General features: G+C 58.7%; 21 protein-coding genes. 9 read left to right on the top strand and 12 right to left on the bottom strand.

Annotation, left to right across the window (positions count from 1 at the left end; translation table 11 throughout):
• Positions 1–43 precede the first annotated feature (43 nt).
• On the bottom strand, positions 44–370 hold the full coding sequence (locus CKW21_RS10405; protein ID WP_095194069.1) for a DUF3565 domain-containing protein: 327 nt from the start codon (positions 368–370) through the stop codon (positions 44–46).
• Here CKW21_RS10405 and CKW21_RS10400 point away from each other — a divergent pair.
• The 3 genes from CKW21_RS10400 (at position 339) to CKW21_RS10390 (ending at position 2,750) form a co-directional block, all read left to right on the top strand.
• A complete protein-coding gene (locus tag CKW21_RS10400; RefSeq protein ID WP_095193885.1) occupies positions 339–824 on the top strand; it encodes a peptidylprolyl isomerase in 486 nt (161 codons plus the stop codon). The genes CKW21_RS10405 and CKW21_RS10400 overlap by 32 nt on opposite strands.
• Positions 825–947: 123 nt before the next feature.
• Positions 948–1,430, top strand: a complete 483-nt coding sequence (locus CKW21_RS10395) for a glutathione peroxidase (protein ID WP_095193884.1) — start codon at positions 948–950, stop codon at positions 1,428–1,430.
• 216 nt (positions 1,431–1,646) lie between these two features.
• A complete protein-coding gene (locus CKW21_RS10390; protein ID WP_095193883.1) occupies positions 1,647–2,750 on the top strand; it encodes an NADH:flavin oxidoreductase in 1,104 nt (367 codons plus the stop codon).
• 118 nt (positions 2,751–2,868) lie between these two features.
• Here the strand turns inward: CKW21_RS10390 and CKW21_RS10385 are convergent, their stop codons facing one another.
• Together CKW21_RS10385 and cysZ are read right to left on the bottom strand one after the other, a co-directional pair.
• Complete coding sequence (locus CKW21_RS10385; RefSeq protein ID WP_095193882.1) at positions 2,869–4,068, bottom strand: glycosyltransferase family 1 protein; 1,200 nt, start codon at positions 4,066–4,068, stop codon at positions 2,869–2,871.
• Positions 4,069–4,108: 40 nt separating this feature from the next.
• Positions 4,109–4,861 carry a sulfate transporter CysZ gene (gene cysZ / locus CKW21_RS10380; protein WP_095193881.1) on the bottom strand — a complete coding sequence of 251 codons (753 nt, stop codon included), beginning with the start codon at positions 4,859–4,861 and terminating at the stop codon, positions 4,109–4,111.
• Positions 4,862–5,176: 315 nt separating this feature from the next.
• Between cysZ and trxB the strand changes: the two genes are divergently transcribed.
• Positions 5,177–6,133, top strand: a complete 957-nt coding sequence (gene trxB, locus CKW21_RS10370) for a thioredoxin-disulfide reductase (RefSeq protein ID WP_095193879.1) — start codon at positions 5,177–5,179, stop codon at positions 6,131–6,133.
• Between the two features lie 182 nt (positions 6,134–6,315).
• Here the strand turns inward: trxB and CKW21_RS10365 are convergent, their stop codons facing one another.
• The 6 genes from CKW21_RS10365 to CKW21_RS10335 form a co-directional block, all read right to left on the bottom strand.
• Positions 6,316–7,566 carry an aspartate aminotransferase family protein gene (locus CKW21_RS10365; RefSeq protein ID WP_095193878.1) on the bottom strand — a complete coding sequence of 417 codons (1,251 nt, stop codon included), beginning with the start codon at positions 7,564–7,566 and terminating at the stop codon, positions 6,316–6,318.
• Between the two features lie 263 nt (positions 7,567–7,829).
• Entirely contained in the window at positions 7,830–8,168 is a 339-nt protein-coding gene (locus CKW21_RS10355; RefSeq protein WP_095193876.1) for a HopJ type III effector protein, read from the bottom strand.
• Complete coding sequence (locus CKW21_RS10350; protein ID WP_095193875.1) at positions 8,161–8,457, bottom strand: DUF1244 domain-containing protein; 297 nt, start codon at positions 8,455–8,457, stop codon at positions 8,161–8,163. Before CKW21_RS10350 ends, CKW21_RS10355 begins: the two co-directional genes overlap by 8 nt.
• 45 nt (positions 8,458–8,502) lie before the next feature.
• Positions 8,503–9,249: a hypothetical protein gene (locus CKW21_RS10345; protein WP_095193874.1), complete on the bottom strand. Its 747-nt coding sequence runs from the start codon at positions 9,247–9,249 to the stop codon at positions 8,503–8,505.
• Entirely contained in the window at positions 9,242–9,940 is a 699-nt protein-coding gene (gene folM, locus CKW21_RS10340; RefSeq protein WP_095193873.1) for a dihydromonapterin reductase, read from the bottom strand. The genes CKW21_RS10345 and folM overlap by 8 nt, the downstream gene beginning before the upstream one ends.
• A 131-nt stretch (positions 9,941–10,071) precedes the next feature.
• On the bottom strand, positions 10,072–10,641 hold the full coding sequence (locus tag CKW21_RS10335; RefSeq protein ID WP_095193872.1) for an antibiotic biosynthesis monooxygenase: 570 nt from the start codon (positions 10,639–10,641) through the stop codon (positions 10,072–10,074).
• Positions 10,642–10,851: 210 nt separating this feature from the next.
• On the opposite strand from CKW21_RS10335, the gene CKW21_RS10330 reads away from it, so the two are divergent.
• Complete coding sequence (locus tag CKW21_RS10330; protein WP_095194068.1) at positions 10,852–11,811, top strand: MerR family transcriptional regulator; 960 nt, start codon at positions 10,852–10,854, stop codon at positions 11,809–11,811.
• Positions 11,812–11,813: 2 nt separating this feature from the next.
• On the opposite strand, the gene CKW21_RS10325 is transcribed toward CKW21_RS10330, so the two are convergent.
• Both CKW21_RS10325 and CKW21_RS10320 read right to left on the bottom strand, forming a co-directional pair.
• The gene (locus tag CKW21_RS10325) at positions 11,814–12,419 is read right to left on the bottom strand and encodes a hypothetical protein (protein ID WP_095193871.1); all 606 of its coding nucleotides are present in this window, start codon (positions 12,417–12,419) and stop codon (positions 11,814–11,816) included.
• Positions 12,420–12,473: 54 nt separating this feature from the next.
• Positions 12,474–12,950 (bottom strand): PAS domain-containing protein, encoded by a 477-nt coding sequence (locus CKW21_RS10320; protein WP_095193870.1) that lies wholly within the window; start codon positions 12,948–12,950, stop codon positions 12,474–12,476.
• A gap of 130 nt (positions 12,951–13,080) precedes the next feature.
• Between CKW21_RS10320 and CKW21_RS10315 the strand changes: the two genes are divergently transcribed.
• The 4 genes from CKW21_RS10315 (at position 13,081) to CKW21_RS10300 (ending at position 16,650) form a co-directional block, all read left to right on the top strand.
• Complete coding sequence (locus tag CKW21_RS10315; RefSeq protein ID WP_095193869.1) at positions 13,081–13,536, top strand: flavodoxin; 456 nt, start codon at positions 13,081–13,083, stop codon at positions 13,534–13,536.
• 232 nt (positions 13,537–13,768) lie between these two features.
• On the top strand, positions 13,769–14,551 hold the full coding sequence (locus CKW21_RS10310; protein ID WP_095193868.1) for a class II aldolase/adducin family protein: 783 nt from the start codon (positions 13,769–13,771) through the stop codon (positions 14,549–14,551).
• A complete protein-coding gene (locus CKW21_RS10305) occupies positions 14,551–15,450 on the top strand; it encodes an alpha/beta fold hydrolase (protein ID WP_095193867.1) in 900 nt (299 codons plus the stop codon). The genes CKW21_RS10310 and CKW21_RS10305 overlap by 1 nt, the downstream gene beginning before the upstream one ends.
• A 288-nt stretch (positions 15,451–15,738) precedes the next feature.
• Positions 15,739–16,650, top strand: coding sequence for an SDR family oxidoreductase (locus CKW21_RS10300; protein WP_095193866.1), 912 nt, complete (start codon positions 15,739–15,741; stop codon positions 16,648–16,650).
• 52 nt (positions 16,651–16,702) lie between these two features.
• Here the strand turns inward: CKW21_RS10300 and CKW21_RS31750 are convergent, their stop codons facing one another.
• Entirely contained in the window at positions 16,703–17,227 is a 525-nt protein-coding gene (locus CKW21_RS31750) for a hypothetical protein (protein ID WP_256590185.1), read from the bottom strand.
• Between the last annotated feature and the right edge of the window lie 29 nt (positions 17,228–17,256).

Raw genomic sequence — 17,256 nt, 5'->3', positions numbered from 1 at the left:
GGAACGCAATGGTGAGCGCCTATGGCTGGCGATCTACCGAAATTCAGTCGCCAAGGTTATCGCTAACCATGCCTTGTGCGCACCAACCGCAATCAAAGGGTTGGCCTATTTTTTCAAGGCGCCGTGCAGGATCCATGACCCAGGCCCGGGATTGCCAGGGTGGCTGGTGGCGCAGGTGTTGGGTATGGCCGCAGGAAAGCTCGGCCACCCAATGGCCGTCCTCGTCCTGATGGAAGCCTGTGATCGTCACGTCCCGTCTGTCCGGGTTGTGTTCGCTTTCGGGCGATTGCTTCGCTAAACTGGGTCTTTCATTATTCTTTTGCAAAAGGTCTCGCCCCATGCTGATCGCCGCCAATAAGGCTGTCTCCATCGACTATACCCTGACCAACGACGCTGGTGAGGTCATCGACAGCTCCGCCGGCGGCGCGCCGCTGGTCTACCTGCAAGGCGCAGGCAACATCATCCCGGGCCTGGAAAAGGCTCTGGAAGGCAAGGCAGTCGGCGAAGAGCTGACCGTAGCCGTTGAACCTGAAGATGCCTACGGCGAATACGCTGCCGAACTGGTCAGCACCCTGAGCCGCAGCATGTTCGAAGGCGTCGATGAGCTGGAAGTGGGCATGCAGTTCCACGCTTCCGCTCCGGACGGCCAGATGCAGATCGTGACCATCCGCGATCTGGACGGCGACGACGTCACCGTAGACGGCAACCACCCGTTGGCCGGTCAGCGCCTGAACTTCCAGGTCAAGATCGTCGCCATCCGTGATGCCAGCCAGGAAGAAATCGCCCATGGTCACGTCCATGGCGAAGGTGGCCATCATCACTGATTTTCTGCGCTAAGCTCAGATGACTGGAGAGGCGCCCCTAGGGCGCCTTTTTAGTCTGCGGCTGTCTCATGTGACACTGCCAAGTGGCTGTTTCGAGAAGAACACGGGAATCTGGAGTACGTCATGAGTGCTTTTCACGACCTTAATTTGACAGCCCTGGACGGTCAGGTGCTACCTCTGGCACCTTTCAAGGGGCACGTCGTGCTGGTGGTCAACGTTGCCTCAAAATGCGGCTTGACCCCGCAGTACGCGGCGCTGGAAAACCTCTACCAGCAATACAAGGGCAAGGGTTTCAGTGTATTGGGCCTGCCGTGCAATCAGTTTGCCGGGCAGGAACCGGGTTCCGAACAAGAGATCCAGGCATTTTGCAGCCTCAACTATGGCGTGACCTTCCCGCTGTCCAGCAAGCTGGACGTCAACGGTCACGATCGTCATCAGCTGTACAAGCTGCTGGCGGGCGAGGGTGCCGAATTCCCCGGTGACATTACCTGGAACTTCGAAAAGTTCCTGCTGGGCAAGGACGGCCGTGTGCTGGCGCGCTTCTCGCCACGTACCGCGCCGGACGATCCAAGCGTCGTTCAGGCGATTGAAAAAGCCCTGAGCTGACATCCCCCTGTATAGGAGCGAGCTCGCTCGCGATGAACGCAAGAACGCTACGGGGCATCTGACCTCCAGCGTTATCGTTGACGACCATCGCGAGCAAGCTCGCTCCTACAGTCACCCGCCTTTTAAACCTTAATCACCCAAATCAATAGTGCTGTTCAGCGCGTGCGAACCTCCATATTATCGCCGTCATAAAGTCTATTCCCGTGGAGCGTCCCCATGCCCGTCAAAGCCCTGTTCAAACCGTTCCACCTCGGCACCCTCGAACTGCCGACCCGTGTCGTCATGGCACCGATGACCCGCTCGTTTTCGCCGGGTGGCGTACCCAATTCCAAAGTGATCGAGTACTACCGTCGTCGCGCCGCGGCCGGCGTTGGTCTGATCATCACCGAAGGCACCACCGTCGGTCACAAGGCTTCCAATGGCTACCCGAACGTTCCGCAGTTCTACGGTGACGCGGCGCTGGCCGGCTGGAAAAAAGTCGTCGACGCGGTACACGCTGAAGGCGGCAAGATCGTTCCGCAACTGTGGCATGTGGGCAGTGTGCGCCGTATCGGCACCGAGCCGGACGCCAGCGTACCGGGCTACGGACCGTCGGAAAAAGTGAAGGACGGTCAGGTCGTGGTTCACGGCATGACCAAACAGGATATTCAAGACGTGATCGCAGCGTTCGCCCAGGCAGCCAAGGATGCCCGGAGCATCGGCATGGATGGTGTGGAAATCCACGGCGCCCACGGCTATCTGATCGACCAGTTCTTCTGGGAAGGCAGCAATCAGCGCACCGATGAATACGGTGGCAGCCTGGCCAACCGTTCGCGTTTCGCCATCGAGTTGATTCAAGCCGTGCGTGCGGCCGTCGGCGAAGGCTTCCCGATCATCTTCCGTTTCTCCCAGTGGAAACAGCAGGATTACACCGCGCGCCTAGTGCAAACACCGCAAGCGTTGGGCGAGTTTCTCCAGCCGTTGTCCGACGCCGGCGTGGATATTTTCCACTGCTCGACACGCCGCTTCTGGGAGCCGGAATTCGACGGTTCCGAACTGAACCTGGCCGGCTGGACCCGCAAGCTCACCGGCAAGCCAACCATCACCGTCGGCAGTGTCGGCCTGGACGGCGAGTTCCTGCAGTTCATGGTCAACACCGACAAGGTCGCCCAACCGGCCAGCCTGGAAAAACTGCTGGAGCGTTTGAACAACGATGAGTTCGACCTGGTGGCTGTCGGTCGTGCGCTTCTGGTGGACCCGGACTGGGCGCAGAAAGTGCGCGACGGCCGTGAGGACGACATCCTGCCGTTCAGCCGTGAGGCGTTGATGACGCTGGTTTAATCAGCGGCCAGGCGCTCCCCATCGCGGGCAAGCCCGCTCCCACAGGTTTTGTGTACAACGCATAACCACTGTGGGAGCGGGCTTGCCCGCGAAGACTGACTCAACATCACCGAAGATGTCAGGGGACAGTCGGTGCATTCGGGATCGCCAACTCCCCAACACAAGCCCCCCGCAACTGCCCCTCGAACTGCTCGATAATCGCCGCCCAACCCTGGCGACTGGCATGCTGACGCGCATTGAGCCTCATGCAGCGCAAGGTCTCGCGCTTTTCCAGCATCCATGCCGCCGCATCACAGAAGGCTTCTTCATCCCCCGGCATCGCCAGCACACCGTTGTAGCCATGGCGAATATGCTGCGCCGCTGCAGCCTGATCGTAAGCCACCACTCCCAGCCCGGAAGCCAGCGCCTCGAGCACCACATTGCCAAAGGTTTCAGTCAGGCTCGGAAACAGAAATACATCTCCCGACGCATAATGACTGGCCAACGCTTCACCTCGCTGGGTGCCACAGAAAATCGCGTCGGGCATTTCGTTTTCCATGAGCAGGCGTTGCGGACCGTCGCCCACCACGATCAGCTTCAGAGTGCGCTGTGGATAAGTCGCCTTCAGCGTGTCGAAACAGCGCTTGAGCAAGCCCAGGTTTTTCTCCTGTGCCAAACGCCCTACATGGATGACTGCAATGTCGTTCTCGCCCAGCCCCCATTGTTCGCGCAGCGCATTCAAGCGTTTAGCCGGATGAAACAATTGGCTGTCGACGCCTCGGGACAGCAGCGCCAGACGCTCGAATTGCCGCCGCTCCAGCTCCATCCGCTGGCTGACACTGGGCACCAGTGTCAGGGTCGAGCGATTGTGGAACCAGCGCAGGTAGTGGGTCAGCAGGCGCGTCAGCAAACCGAGCCCATACTGGCTGGAATACTGCTGGAAGTTGGTGTGAAAGCCGCTGACCACCGAAATTCCCAGCCGACGTGCCGCGCGTAATGCCGACAACCCGAGCGGCCCCTCGGTGGCGATGTACAGGACATCCGGGCGATGGCGCTTCCAACGCCTGAGCAGCTTGTGCATGGACGACTGCCCCCATTGCAGGCCGGGATAACCCGGCAGCGGCCAGCCACGGCACAGCAACAATTCATCGTCGCTGGCCGCCGACTGATCGCAGCTCTGGCGCGGTCGCACCAATTCCACCTGATGCCCGCGCGCGCGCAAACCGTCGCACAAGCGACCAAGGGTATTGGCCACGCCATTGATTTCGGGAGGGAAGGTTTCGGTGATCAGGGTGATATGCAGAGCTGTCGTCATGGCCCCAGTGTCAGCTGGGGCCATGTCGTCGTTGTGACGGTCAGATGATGGATTTATGAACGGCTCAGCGCTGGCTCACCAGGTTCTCGGCCCCACGCTCGCGCACCCAGAACAACGTCGCCCCGGCCACCGCCGCGGGCATCATCAGGATGTTGACCACCGGGATCATCAACATCAGGTACACCATCCCGCCAAAACTCATGCTCTGCCAGCGTTTCTGCCGCAACCAGGCGAGCATCTCGTTCCAGCCCAGCTTGTGGTTGTCCGCCGGGTAGTCGATGTACTGGATTGCCATCATCCACACCCCGAACAGCAGCCAGAGTGGCGCGGCGATGATGTTCAGCACCGGGATGAAGGAAAGGATGAACAAACCGATCGCACGGGGCAGGAAATAACCGAGCTTGCGCATTTCCCGGGCCAGGGTTCGCGGAATCATGGCGACCAGTTCGCCCCAGCTGAAGGCCGGGAAGTCGTCGGTGCCACGCACCACCACCTCGACCTTTTCCGCCAGAAAGCCGTTGAACGGCGCGGCGATGATGTTGGCGAGCATGGTGAACGTGAAAAACACCATCAACACCACCAGCACCACAAACAGCGGCCACAGCACATAACTGAGGAAACTCAGCCAATCGGGCAGCGACGGCATCAGCGTATCGACCCACAGGCTGAACTGATGGCCGGCCAGATAGATCAATCCGACGAACAGCACCAGGTTGATCATCAGTGGAAGCAATACAAAAAGGCGCAGGCTGGGGCTGAGAACCAGTTTCAGGCCCTCACGCAGGTATTGCGGGCCGGACAGAACGGGGGCGGGCATAACGTGCTCCGAGCAGAGGGAAAACGCGCCGACCTTACCGGCTTTACCTGACGGGCGAAAGCGCGGCAGCGGCATCGACATTAACTGTAACAAAGGCGTCCTGTTCGTCACGCTGACGGGATAGAGACCACCTATGAGCTGGATTGTTAAACCGTATTTCCTTAATCTTCGCCCCCTCGATACGCTGCACCCAATCTTTTTACAGGACTGTCGAGTTCAAGCCTTCCCCAAGTGCTTTCAATGGTCCTTTTTTATTCCCGCCGGCAACCCGGCGTTCCGCGCCAGGTGTTCCGGGCCGGTCAACAGGAGCAGGTCATGTCTGAAGTCCGTCATTCGCGAGTGATTATTCTCGGTTCCGGCCCTGCCGGTTACAGCGCCGCGGTCTATGCCGCCCGTGCCAACCTCAAGCCACTGCTGATCACCGGCATGCAAGCCGGCGGTCAACTGACCACCACCACCGAAGTCGACAACTGGCCGGGCGACGTCCACGGCCTGACCGGCCCGGCGTTGATGGAGCGCATGAAAGAGCACGCCGAGCGCTTTGAAACCGAGATCGTCTTCGATCACATCAATGCCGTGGACTTCGCTGCCAAGCCGTACACCCTGATCGGCGACAGCGCGACCTACACCTGCGACGCTCTGATCATCGCCACCGGCGCCAGCGCTCGTTACCTGGGCCTGCCGTCGGAAGAAGCGTTCATGGGCAAAGGCGTTTCTGCCTGCGCCACCTGCGACGGTTTCTTCTATCGCAACAAGCCCGTGGCTGTGGTCGGCGGCGGCAACACCGCTGTTGAAGAAGCCCTGTACCTGGCCAACATCGCCAGCACCGTGACCCTGATTCACCGTCGTGAAACCTTCCGCGCCGAGAAGATCCTGATCGACAAGCTCAATGCACGGGTTGCCGAAGGCAAGATCATCCTGAAGCTGAACGCCACCCTGGACGAAGTCCTGGGCGACAACATGGGTGTGACCGGTGCCCGTCTGAAGAACAATGACGGCAGCTTCGACGAAGTGAAAGTCGACGGCGTGTTCATCGCCATCGGCCATACCCCGAACACTTCGTTGTTCGAAGGCCAGTTGACCTTGAAAGACGGCTACCTGGTTGTCCACGGCGGCCGTGACGGCAACGCGACGGCCACCAACCTCGAAGGTATCTTCGCGGCGGGTGACGTGGCTGACCACGTCTACCGTCAAGCCATCACCTCGGCCGGCGCCGGTTGCATGGCGGCCCTGGATGCCGAGCGTTATCTCGACAATCTGCAGAACGCTTGATTCTGATTCTGTAGAAACAAAAAACCGGCTTCGGCCGGTTTTTTTGTGCTCACAAGAAATGTAATCAACCCTGTGGGAGCGAGCCTGCTCGCGAAGACGGACTGACAGTCAACATTGATGTCGCCTGACACTCCCTCTTCGCGAGCAGGCTCGCTCCCACAGGGACTGTGTGGACTTTTAGTTCAGGTCAATTTCGCCAGGCACGCCTCAAGAATGTCGAGGCCTTCTTCCAGCACAGTCGCCTCGGTCGTCAGCGGTGCCAGCAACCGAATGATGTGCCGCGATTTGCCGCTGGGCATCAGCAGTAACCCGGCTTCTCGCGCCAGCGCCAGCAGTTGCGTCAACTGCGCCGAAGCCGGTGTTCCATCGGCCTTTGCCAGCTCAATCCCGCGCATCGCGCCAACGCCGGTCAGGCGCCCGAGGTAGGGTGACAGGTTGCGATCACGCCAGGATTGGTAGCGGCTGACTATCGCTTCTTCCTGCTGCGTACCCCAGGCTTGCAGATGGGCATCGGTCATTTCGTCCAGGGTCGCCAGCGCGGCGGCACAGGCGATGGGGTTGCCGGAATAGGTGCCGCCCAGACCACCCTTGGGCAAGTTGTCGAGCAGCGACTTGCGCCCGACCACGGCACCCAGCGGCACGCCGCCGGCGATGCTTTTACCCAGCAGGATCAAGTCCGGTTCGATGCCCAGTCGCGAGAACGCGAAGCGCTGGCCGGTACGGCCGAAACCGGACTGGATTTCATCGGCGATCAGCACAATGCCTTTCTCGTCGCACAAACGCCGCAGCGCCTGGGCGAACACTACGTCCATGGCCAGGAAACCCGCCTCACCCTGCACCGGTTCGACAATGACGCAGGCCACGTCATCGATATCGATTTCGACGCTGAACAGGCGCTCCATGGCCTTGAGGGCTTCGGTGCAGGTCACGCCGTTGTCCTGGCTGGGAAAGGGCAGGTGATACACCGGTCCTGGCAACACACCGACTTTCTGCTTGTAGGGCGCGACTTTGCCGTTGAGATTGAGGGTGGCCAGGGTGCGACCGTGGAAGGCGCCATCGAAGGCAATGACCGCCGTGCGGCCGGTAGCGCCTCGGACGATCTTCAGCGCATTCTCGGCCGCTTCGGCACCGCTGTTGGTGAGCATGCCGCTGACCGGGTAGGTCACCGGTATGAACGCTGCCAGGCGATCCATGAGTTCGATGTAGGGCGTATGGGGCGCGGCATTGAACGCGTAATGAGTCAGGCGGGTCGCTTGCTCGCGAATCGCCTCGACGATGCGCGGATGACAATGGCCCAGGTTCAGCACCCCGATGCCGCCGACAAAGTCGATGTAGCGTTTGCCATCAGTGTCCCAGACCTCGGCGTTTTTGCCGTGGCTGAGCGTGACGGGGTGAACGATGTTGATCGACTGACTGATGGTTTCGCTGCTCATGGATGACCGGCTCGGAAGTGGGAGGACTTCTTTTTATCTAAGCCGTGAGCGCGGGTACCGGGCAAACGAAATAAAGTCGCCGGGTCAATCTTAAAAGTCGGGATATGTGGTTAAAACCTGCATCTCTACCCTGTGGAAGCGAGCCTGCTCGCGATGGTCGTCAACGATAACGCTGGCTACCTGGAACCCCGCGGTGTTCTTGCGTCCATCGCGAGCAGGCTCGCTCCCACAGGGTCCAGTTCAGGTTCAAAGCCGGGTTTGATTCAGCGGCGAGTCAGGGGTTGCTGCGAGAATTTCACACCGGCCAGACCGTGGGCCATCAGCGCACGGATATTACCGTGATCGCTGCCTTCAGGCGTCGCCAGCACCGAGCGGTAATGCTCACCGAACGCCAGCAGGGCTTCGTCATCGCTCAGGCCTTCGAGCAGCGCCAGGCCCAGGGTCTTGCACGAACCTTCGTTCTGCCCTGCAGCGTTTTCCACGCCGCCATTGTTGAAAGCCTGGGGCTGGTAGTCGTAACCGGCGGCAATGAATGCCAGGGTATCGGCGAAGGCGTGTTCGCCGCTGTTGAGGCTGGTGCGCAGGGTGTTCAAATCATTCATGGGTTTTTCCTTTGGCGAACGCCGCTTGCTGGTCGGCGCTGGCTTCTTGCTGATATTGGGCTTTCCACTCGGCGTACGGCATGCCGTAAACCACTTCGCGGGCTTCGTCGAGGCTGACCTCGATCTGGCGTTCGTCGGCGGCCGCCTTGTACCACTTGGACAGGCAGTTGCGGCAGAAACCCGAAAGGTTCATCAGGTCGATGTTCTGCACATCCTTGCGGCTGTCCAGATGGGCCACCAGCCGGCGAAAAGCGGCGGCTTCAAGTTCCAGGCGTTGTTGATCGTTCATGTGAGGTCTCTTGCACGCTATGAGGCAAAGTCGTTGTAAGGAAAGTTACAAAGGCGCGGGGTCGGCGTCGGTGAAGATGTTCACCGAGTTGCGTTCGGCAGTCCGGATGAACGACTGCGTCATCATTGCGATGTCTTGAATGATGAACAACTTTTTGTCCGGGTTGTTCAGCAGGTCGGTGGAAAGATTATTCCCTTCTTGCTCGCCGGGCCATATGCACCAGATGGATAGAATCTTTTCTCCGGTTTTTTTGATGGTGGCGGGCTCATAGTTGATTTTGTAACCCACCGATTCGGCGCCACCAAAGGTGTACTGGAAAATGTCCTTGATGGTGTCTACCGATTCGGTGGTTTTCAGGTAGTAGGCCACGATGATGCGTTCGACGTTGAAGCCAATCCACATTTTAGTCTGGATGTTTTCGTTTTTGAGCGTGTAGTTGGCCCCAAAGATATTGTTGATTGCGGAGACTGTTACGGTCAGTTTCTGTCCGTGTGAGTCCTCGATATGCCCCAGGGTCGCCGGCATATTTCTCAACAATACGTGTTGTGTCTTGGTGGTCAGGTAATCCAGGTTGGCTTCACGCTCGCCAAAGACCAGTATCAGTGCAATGACCAGCCCTGTGCCGGCCGTATGTGCCACTGACAGGGACAGCAGGATCCAGTCGCTATGATCGGGAACGCCTACAAAGGCAAGAGATACATAAAGTGCTGCCACCAGCAGGATCGACAATGCCGTGATCAGAGACCACTTTATTTTTCGTGGAAGATAGATCAGTTTTTTCGAGTCAATCATTCACGATCCCTTTCTTGATGTGACGCCCGCCATTGATGACGACGCTGCTTCCAGTGCTGTAGTTGGTGTTGAGCAAGAACATGACGGCGTCGATCAAGGGTTGTGCGCCGGGTTCGAATTCGAGAAGGGCTTTCTTCAGGGTTCGCTGGGAGTATTCCGGCGTGCTGTCGTCCTTGAGCATGAGCAAGCCGGGAAGGATGGCGTTCACTCTGATGCCGGGGGCGTATTTCTCAGCAAAGGACAGCACCATGTTCTGCAGTGCGGATTTGGTGGCGGCATAGCCAATATGGTTCTTGCTGCCCCTCGAAGACGTCTCGTCGCAGATATGGATGATGTCGGATCGTTCCAGTCGCTGCAGATGCTCTCCCAGTTCAAGGTTCAAATGGTAGGGCGCTTCGACATGGAGTTTGAACATGGTGTTCAGGTTCTCCAGGCCATCGTCGAGCCACAGTGAGGCGTTGTGGATCACTGCACGTAAACTGTCGAAGTTAGTCTTGATATAGGCGATCAGCGCCTCGCGATCGCTCTGCAGTTCAAGGTTTGCCTGGAATGGCAACATGTTCGGATGGGGTGTCGCCAGGCTGGTGGAGCGACTGACGCAGATGACAGTGTGGCCACTCTCGGCCAGTGTAGTGGCAAGTTGGAGACCGACGCGCTTGCTGGTACCGGTGACAAGGATTGGACTATTCATAACTCTGCGATCAGCTTCAGTAGGTCTATGCACGGGCTAAGTTCGTGCAGCATAACTGAAGTTTTCCCGCTCGCGGGGAGCATCTCCCGCCCGTAGCGATCCTTTGCTATCAGGCGAGAACGACGGTGCCGTCAGTGATCGCTCACCGTTTCAGCAGTCAAGGAAGGTGTCGGCGCATTTTTGTGCAGCCAGCCTGCCAGCACACGGGTCGATAGCGGAATAAAGAAGTAGACCATCAACGGCGTCAGGCACAGGGTGCTGATGAATACCCGGCTCAGCAGGCCCATTTCGCTGAGCAACGGCCCCAGCACAAAGTTGAACAGCAGTGATACCGGAAAGAACGCCAGCCAGATCGCCACCGCTTGTTTCCAGCGGGGCGGGCGTTGGCCGGCAGCGCCGAACCAGCCTTCGATGCCACTGACCCGATGTTCCGTCGGGTGGGCGAACAAGTCCCTGCCGCGTGCCAGCCACGCGGTGCGCGAGGCGGAATGCTCCCAAGTGTGCAGGGTCTGCTCGTCGGCGAAGCGGAAGATGATCTGGAATTCGTCATCGTCGGGTGGCGGAGCGAGTACGCCGGAGCCGAGATAACCGGGGAAGTCGGTGGCCAGTCGTTCGCCTTCGCGCAACCAGGCGATCAGGTCCTGATAACGCCCATCGGCGACACGGCGCGCAACCATCAGCGTGACGGGGGAGGTAGACATCATGTATCTCCGTAAACGAATGCGTCGCTCCGGGTAGGAGTATCGCCAGGCGCAGCGCCGGGGTGGTGGGCTGCGTCTTGGGACAAGCAAGGATTATTCCTGATTCTATTGGCGACGTCTGTGGCCATCGTAACAATCAATGTCTTGAACCATGACGGGGCGGCGGGGGTACAATGGGATCCAAACAAAAACACGGACGTAAAACCGCTGATGCCTGTCCTGACTGACGTTGCTCCCGGTGAGTTGCCTACGCTCTCTCTTGAGCGGGAAGAACTCTTCCCCATTCGCGAGGTGGCGCGGTTGACTGGAATCAACCCGGTTACGCTTCGTGCCTGGGAGCGGCGTTACGGCCTGATCGTGCCCACTCGCACCGAAAGCGGGCATCGCCTCTACTCCATGGCCGATATAGAGCGCGTGCGTAGCATTCTCGACTGGATCGAGCGTGGCGTCGCGGTCAGCAAGATCGGCAAGATCCTGGCCAAGGCGGCGCCGTTCGAGGCGTTGTCGCACATCATCCCCAACGACCTCGTACAAGCCGATTACGCGCAATGGCAGCAGCAGGTCCAGGCTGCGGTGAGTGCTTTCGACGACGTTCAGCTGGAGCAGGTCTACGGGCAGATTTTTTCCACTTACTCCCAGCCGGTGGTGTTTCAGGACATCCTGGTCCCGCTCTGGAAGCAATTGTTGCAACGCCAGGACTCGTTCGGTCGGACCAGCGAGTGGCTGTTCCTGGACGGTTTTTTGCGGTCACGGGTTTTGCAGCGCTTGCTGTTGATCCGTGACAAGCAACCCCGGCGAGTCATCGTCAGCGCCCTGGCCGGCCAGTGCCGGGAACTGGAGTTACTGATTGCCGCACTGTTCCTGAGCAGCGGGCAAACCGGTGTGCGCGTGTTGACCATCGGTCAGCCATTCGACGAGTTAACGCTGATCTGCGAAAGGATCAAACCCCAGGCACTGGTGCTGTTTTCCAATCACGTACCGACTCCCGATTTGCCTCGACGCTTGAATCGCCTGGCGATGAGTCTGGATTGTCCGGTGCTGCTGGCCGGTGATGCGTCCGATCTGGCTCAGGAAAGTCTGGCCGGGTCGTCGATCGGTTGCCTGGGGAACGAAGGCCTGGTGATGCGCCAGCGACTGAAACAGTTTCTGGCGGGTAACCTGGATACTTGAACTCAGAGATGCAGGGCGGGATGGGTCAAGCGATGCTGTTGCAGGATGTATTGGCGCAGGCGTTCGGTTTCATCCGTGTCATCCTGGCTCAACTGGTAGGCATAGAAGCCGTTCTCGGTTTCCTTCTCAAGCGTGCCGCGCAAGGCGATCCGCTCGTAACCTGACGGGCTGAACCACAAGGCGAAATGCTTCGGTGCCTTGGTCTTGTTGCGAACCTCCAGCAAAATCCCTTTGAACGACACTTCGTGCACCCACATCGTGCCAGGCTGACCCTTGGCGTTTTCCAGCGCCACCGGTTCTTCCAGTACCAATCGCCATGGCCGGACCAGTGGCCCGTCCTCGTAGATACTCGGCACACCCAGACGCAGATGCAGCGCATGAAATTCGTCTTCCACCAGATGCAGTGGAAAGGTCATTTGCTGGTTTTCGAAATTGGCGTGAATAGTGACTTGCTCATGGGCGGCAAGGCGCGTGAGCAAGTCACGGATTTGCGAACCACCGTTGACGAGCAGGCTCGACGTCGCGTCCCGCACATTGAGTTGCGGGTTATGTTGCATTGTCTGGATGAAATCCAGCTCGTCCTGGGTCAGGAGCGCGTCGCGTTGCATGGCTAGCTCGAAAGAAATATTTACAAAGTCATTGGTGATTGTAGTAAATGACAACTAATTCGCTGATTTGTTTGTGCCGTTCGTCGCCTTGAGTGCGGCAAGCTCGGCCTGGACTTCAGCCAATTGCGCTTCAAGCTGCGCCACCCGCTGCTGTGCCTTGACCTGTACGGTCACGTCTTTCTGTACGCCGATGAAATAAACCTGTCCGTCGTTCGGGTTTTTCACCGTCGAAACGGACAGCTCATTCCAGAACGGTGTGCCGTCCTTGCGATAGTTGCGCAGGATTTCCCGACACGATCCCTCGCTGTTCAACGCGTCACGAATCTTCGGTAGCGCATCCTGATCACGGTCGCCGGATTGCAGGAAACGGCAATCCTGGTAGAGGATTTCTTCGCTGCTATAACCGGTCAGGCGTTCGAACGCCGGGTTGACGTAAATCAGGATCTTGTCCTGATCGCCTTCCTTTTCGGCAATCACGATACCGTCGTTGGAGGCGTTGATCGCCAGTTGCAGCAGTTTTGCGTTGATCATCAGTCAAACCCTTCCTTGTTGGTTTTCAGGGAGCGTTCTCAATTGAGAACACCTCTTAAGCATTCTAAAAGAACAATCCAGGCCGTGCTGTTAATATCCCGGTCTTTTACTCAGCTTCAGGATCAGATTGATGAAAGTCGCCATCATTTCCGGCTCGGTGTACGGCACGGCTGAAGAAGTCGCCCGGCATGCCGCCGGCATTTTGAAAGCCGCCGGTTTCGAAACCTGGCACAACCCGCGTGCAAGCCTGGCCGATGTCCAGGCCTTTGGCCCCGAAGCCTTCCTGGCCGTGACCTCGACCACCGGCATGGGCGAGTTGCCGGATAACCTGCAGCCACTGTATTTCGCCATTCGTGACCAGCTGCCTGCGGCATGGCGTGGTTTACCGGGGGCGGTGATCGGTCTGGGCGATGCGAGTTATGGCGATACGTTCTGCGGCGGTGGCGAGTTGATGCGAGAGTTGTTCGGTGAACTGGGCATCCGTGAAGTCCTGCCGATGCTGCGCCTGGACGCCAGTGAAAGCGTGACCCCGGAAGCGGACGCCGAGCCCTGGCTGGCGGAATTGGTGGGCGCTCTGCGCGGCTGATCGACTCCGCCTGACGTTCCTGCCAGGGGTTCGTCATGGTTCTGACGGGGCTGCGCAAAGCACGCCCCGCACCTTCTCTGGCGACGGCCATTTGACATGGATCCAAACTTCCTGACCTGCTGACTCGTACGGCCATCAAGCTGGCTGCCAACGCAACTACACGAACCCCAAGCGCTGACTAGACTCGGTAGTCATTGGAAACACTCCATAATAAAAACCGAGGTTCCTGACCGTGAGCGTAACCCCCCTCCAATCGCACCAGAGTGTCAAAGACCTGGTCAGCCCGGCCGAATGGCAGACCCGTGTCGACCTCGCGGCCTGTTATCGCCTGGTGGCCCAGCATGGCTGGGACGATCTGATTTTCACCCACATTTCCGCCAAGGTTCCGGGCACTGAAGATTTTCTCATCAACCCGTTCGGGCTGATGTTTCATGAAATCACCGCGTCGAGCCTGGTCAAGGTTGATCAGGCCGGCAACAAACTGATGGACAGCCCCTACGAGATCAACCCGGCCGGGTACACCATCCACAGTGCGGTGCATGAAGTCCGTCACGATGTCGTCTGCGTACTGCACACCCACACGGCGTCCGGTGTTGCGGTGTCAGCGCAGAAACAGGGTGTGTTGCCGATCAGCCAGCAGTCGCTGTTCGTCCTTTCGAGTCTGGCGTATCACGCTTACGAAGGTGTTGCGCTTAACCACGAGGAAAAGGCTCGCCTGCAAGCCGACCTTGGCGAAAACAATTTCCTGATGCTGCATAACCATGGCCTGCTGACCTGCGGCAGCAGCATCGCCGACACCTTCCTGATGATGTTCACCTTCCAGCGCGCCTGCGATATCCAGGTCATGGCGCAGACCGGCGGCGCGGAGCTGATCGCCATCGAACCGCAGATTCTGGCGGGCGCCAAGGCGATGATCGCCGGCGTTACCAAAAGTGCTCAAGGCATGGGTGGCGCGCTGGCCTGGCCAGCGCTGCTGCGCAAACTCGATAAACAAGACCCGGGTTATAAACTCTAATGGCCCTCGCCGAGATCCCGCTGTGTATCTGGCGCAAGCGCGGCCAGTCATTTGTGTTCCGTGGCCAGACCATCCGTTACTGGACGGCCGGGCAGGGTGAACCGCTGCTGCTCATTCATGGCTTCCCGAGCGCCAGTTGGGACTGGCACTACCTGTGGCAGCCGCTGACCCAGCGCTATCGTGTGATCGCCTGCGACATGCTCGGTTTCGGCGACTCGGCCAAACCGGTGAACCACGAATACAGCCTGCTGGAACAGGCCGATCTGCAACAGGCGCTGCTGGATCATCTGAATATCGGGCAACCGGTGCACTTGCTGGCCCATGACTACGGCGACAGCGTGGCCCAGGAGCTGCTCGCCCGGCATTACGAGTCGCTGATCAATATCGCAAGCTGTGTGTTCCTCAATGGCGGGTTGTTTCCGGAAACCCATCGTCCGGTCCTGATGCAAAAACTGCTGCTCAGTCCCCTGGGCTGGATGATCGGCCGCGCGTTCAGTCGTGATGGGCTGGTGAAGAGTTTTCGCAAGATCTTCGGTCCACACACCCGTCCCAGCGAAAGCGAGATGGATGATTTCTGGAGCCTGATCGAAAACAATCACGGCCCGCGCATCATGCATAAATTGATCGCCTACATTCCCGAGCGACGCGTACAGCGCGAGCGCTGGGTCGGCGCGATGCAGCGCGGCGAAGTGCCGCTGCGGGTGATCGATGGCGAGGTCGACCCGATCTCCGGCGCGCACATGGTCGCGCGTTACCGGGAGCTGATCCCCGACGCCGATGCGGTGTTGTTGAGCGACATCGGGCATTACCCGCAGATTGAAGCGCCGTGTCAGGTGCTTAAACACTACCTGGCGTTTCGCGACCAACTGATATCGCCGCTCAAGATGGCCTGTTCCTGATTCTTGCCTGTCACTGAACCACTGTGGTGAGGGAGCTTGCTCCCGCTGGGGCGCGAAGCGGCCCTAAAACTGAGGTGTATCAGCCAAAAAAGCGGTTCATGGATCTTGCGACTGCTGCGCAGCCGGACGGGAGCAAGCTCCCTCGCCGCAGGTTTTGTGTTCACCCGTTGTGCCTTCAATCATCCCCCAGCCTTATCGCACACCATTCAGCCTCCCCCCTGTTCATTGTGACCCGCAGCGCCGTGCCTGAAACTCCCAGTCAATGTCCCTGGCCTGCTGGAGTTCCCCATGAATGAGTCTGTGCGCTTCGAAGATAAAGTCGTGATCATCACCGGTGCAGGTGGCGGCCTGGGACGGGCGCATGCGCTGTTGTTCGCCAAACAGGGCGCCAAAGTGCTGGTCAACGACTTGGGCGGCTCAACGCAAGGCGAAGGTGCCAACGCTTCGGCGGCAGATCGCGTGGTCGCGGAAATCCGCGAAGCCGGCGGCACCGCCGTGGCCAACCACGACTCGGTCACCGACGGCGACAAGCTTGTCCAGCATGCCCTCGACGCTTTCGGTCGCGTCGATGTCGTGGTCAACAACGCCGGGATCCTGCGCGACAAGACCTTCCACAAAATGGACGATGCCGACTGGGACCTTGTTTACCGCGTTCACGTCGAAGGCGCCTACAAAGTCACCCGCGCCGCCTGGCCACACATGCGCGAGCAAAGCTACGGCCGGGTGATCTTCACCGCGTCCACGTCGGGCATCTACGGCAACTTCGGCCAGTCCAACTACGGCATGGCCAAACTCGGCCTCTACGGCCTGACCCGTACCCTGGCCATCGAAGGCCGCAAGAACAACATCCTGGTCAACGCCATCGCCCCCACCGGCGGCACCCGCATGACCGAAGGCCTGATCCCGCCGCAAGTGTTCGAACAACTCAAACCGGAACTGGTCAGCCCGCTGGTGGTGTACCTGGCCAGCGAAAACTGCCAGGAAACCTCCGGCCTGTTCGAAGTCGGCGGCGGCTGGATGGGCAAGGTCCGCTGGGAACGCAGCCTCGGCGCCGGCTTCGACCCACGGGTTGGCTTCTCCCCGGAAGATGTGGCCGCGCATTGGCAGCAGATCTGTGATTTCGAGGGCGCGGCGCATCCGAAGGACAACATTGAGGCGCTGAAGGAAATGATGGGGAATTTGCAGAAGTATTCGATTTAACGGGCGATGACACCAAGCCGCTGTAAAAGGCAGCTTGGTGATTAAAAGTACACTAAACGTATCGCTTCTCTTTAAAGAAGTCGGGGGCTATCCAGTTGGGGCCTTTGACCGTTTTCCCATTTTCGTCACTTGCTAATATGCCATCCTGGAAAAGTAAGTTGTAAACTCTTACTAATTCGCCGTGTGACATTTCCGGTCGGAAGCGTCCGTACATGCGCTCCACCTGCATGGCGGATCTAAATAGCGCGAAAACTGAAACAACCTCTTCTGTAGATTCGTTTTTTACTATTTGCTCAACAGCGTTCATTTGTCCGCGCTCCTTGAGTTCTTTCTCGTATTCTCGTTGATCTTGTGCATTCATCGCATTGATTGCCGTTTCTTTACCGGACACAGGGGTGCCGTTTGTGGCATCGACGGCAAGTTCTATGGAGTTATCAATAGCTCGGAAGCCGACCGCGACCGGAAGATCGATTTTCCCATTGGTTTCGGCAATGGTTGGCAGTTCATCGGTATCGAGGTCCGACAGCGGGACGCTCAGGGCGAACGGTTCTTTATCGTCCCGTAAGACGGGGAACAAGCGTGAATGCTTGCTCCCGTTTTTTTTGC

It is taken from the genome of Pseudomonas sp. Irchel 3A7, from assembly GCF_900187565.1.
GTDB lineage: Bacteria > Pseudomonadota > Gammaproteobacteria > Pseudomonadales > Pseudomonadaceae > Aquipseudomonas.
The sequence above is the reverse complement of the archived record's forward strand: the minus strand, read 5'-3'. Positions and strand labels throughout refer to the sequence as shown.

Excerpts from the sequence above, each read along its gene's own strand:
- CKW21_RS10390 (WP_095193883.1), top strand. The coding sequence starts at position 1,647 with ATGCCCGTCAAAGCCCTGTTCAAACCGTTCCACCTCGGCACCCTCGAA.
- CKW21_RS10345 (WP_095193874.1), bottom strand. The coding sequence starts at position 9,249 with ATGATTGACTCGAAAAAACTGATCTATCTTCCACGAAAAATAAAGTGG.
- CKW21_RS10395 (WP_095193884.1), top strand. The coding sequence starts at position 948 with ATGAGTGCTTTTCACGACCTTAATTTGACAGCCCTGGACGGTCAGGTG.
- trxB (WP_095193879.1), top strand. The coding sequence starts at position 5,177 with ATGTCTGAAGTCCGTCATTCGCGAGTGATTATTCTCGGTTCCGGCCCT.
- CKW21_RS10315 (WP_095193869.1), top strand. The coding sequence starts at position 13,081 with ATGAAAGTCGCCATCATTTCCGGCTCGGTGTACGGCACGGCTGAAGAA.
- CKW21_RS10405 (WP_095194069.1), bottom strand. The coding sequence starts at position 370 with ATGGAGACAGCCTTATTGGCGGCGATCAGCATGGGGCGAGACCTTTTG.
- CKW21_RS10350 (WP_095193875.1), bottom strand. The coding sequence starts at position 8,457 with ATGAACGATCAACAACGCCTGGAACTTGAAGCCGCCGCTTTTCGCCGG.
- CKW21_RS10300 (WP_095193866.1), top strand. The coding sequence starts at position 15,739 with ATGAATGAGTCTGTGCGCTTCGAAGATAAAGTCGTGATCATCACCGGT.
- CKW21_RS10355 (WP_095193876.1), bottom strand. The coding sequence starts at position 8,168 with ATGAATGATTTGAACACCCTGCGCACCAGCCTCAACAGCGGCGAACAC.
- CKW21_RS10365 (WP_095193878.1), bottom strand. The coding sequence starts at position 7,566 with ATGAGCAGCGAAACCATCAGTCAGTCGATCAACATCGTTCACCCCGTC.
- CKW21_RS10305 (WP_095193867.1), top strand. The coding sequence starts at position 14,551 with ATGGCCCTCGCCGAGATCCCGCTGTGTATCTGGCGCAAGCGCGGCCAG.
- CKW21_RS10320 (WP_095193870.1), bottom strand. The coding sequence starts at position 12,950 with ATGATCAACGCAAAACTGCTGCAACTGGCGATCAACGCCTCCAACGAC.
- CKW21_RS10385 (WP_095193882.1), bottom strand. The coding sequence starts at position 4,068 with ATGGCCCCAGCTGACACTGGGGCCATGACGACAGCTCTGCATATCACC.
- folM (WP_095193873.1), bottom strand. The coding sequence starts at position 9,940 with ATGAATAGTCCAATCCTTGTCACCGGTACCAGCAAGCGCGTCGGTCTC.
- CKW21_RS10325 (WP_095193871.1), bottom strand. The coding sequence starts at position 12,419 with ATGCAACGCGACGCGCTCCTGACCCAGGACGAGCTGGATTTCATCCAG.
- CKW21_RS10330 (WP_095194068.1), top strand. The coding sequence starts at position 10,852 with ATGCCTGTCCTGACTGACGTTGCTCCCGGTGAGTTGCCTACGCTCTCT.
- CKW21_RS10335 (WP_095193872.1), bottom strand. The coding sequence starts at position 10,641 with ATGTCTACCTCCCCCGTCACGCTGATGGTTGCGCGCCGTGTCGCCGAT.
- CKW21_RS10400 (WP_095193885.1), top strand. The coding sequence starts at position 339 with ATGCTGATCGCCGCCAATAAGGCTGTCTCCATCGACTATACCCTGACC.
- cysZ (WP_095193881.1), bottom strand. The coding sequence starts at position 4,861 with ATGCCCGCCCCCGTTCTGTCCGGCCCGCAATACCTGCGTGAGGGCCTG.